The organism is Psychrobacter sp. 1Y4 (assembly GCF_051847555.1).
Map to the genome: position 1 here is coordinate 1 of NZ_JBPYDE010001016.1, position 548 is coordinate 548.

The following is a 548-nucleotide window of genomic DNA, read 5'->3' on the forward strand; positions in this document are numbered from 1 at the left end:
TTCTCTGCAAACACGGCAAAGATCAATGACTTGGCACAAGTCGACCATGTTAATAACATACTGGGCGCAAAAGTCGGTGACACGCTCAAAATTGGGCAACTTGGTGGCAATCTTGGTACGGCTGTCATTGAGGACATTGCTGCTGATAGTATTCAGTTATGTGACGTTCAGCTCACTACTACCCCGCCTGCCAAATTGGATCTGACGGTTGTTTTAGCATTGCCACGGCCCAAAGTGCTGCGGCGTTTAATCATGGATATGACGGCGCTTGGCGTACGCGATATCATTCTTGTCAACAGCTATCGCACGCAAAAAAGCTATTGGCAAAGTCCGATGCTTGAGCGCCTTGATGAGTTTGTATTAGAAGGGCTGCAACAAGGGGTTGATACCATTGCACCTCGTATTGCGCTGCAAAAACGCTTTAAGCCATTTGTCGAAGATACGCTTACCAGTTTGGTGAGTAATCAAGCCATCGTTGCGCATCCTTATGCTGAGCAGTCATTTTCTGAATTTCGACAATTAGACGCAGCATTGGAATTACCCAGTTT

1 protein-coding gene is annotated in these 548 nt (G+C 46.5%); it reads left to right on the forward strand.

The genetic code is table 11. The features are described from left to right. Positions 1-548 (forward strand): RsmE family RNA methyltransferase (locus ACS8FC_RS20165; RefSeq protein ID WP_439298093.1); only part of this gene is annotated, 548 nt, incomplete at both ends.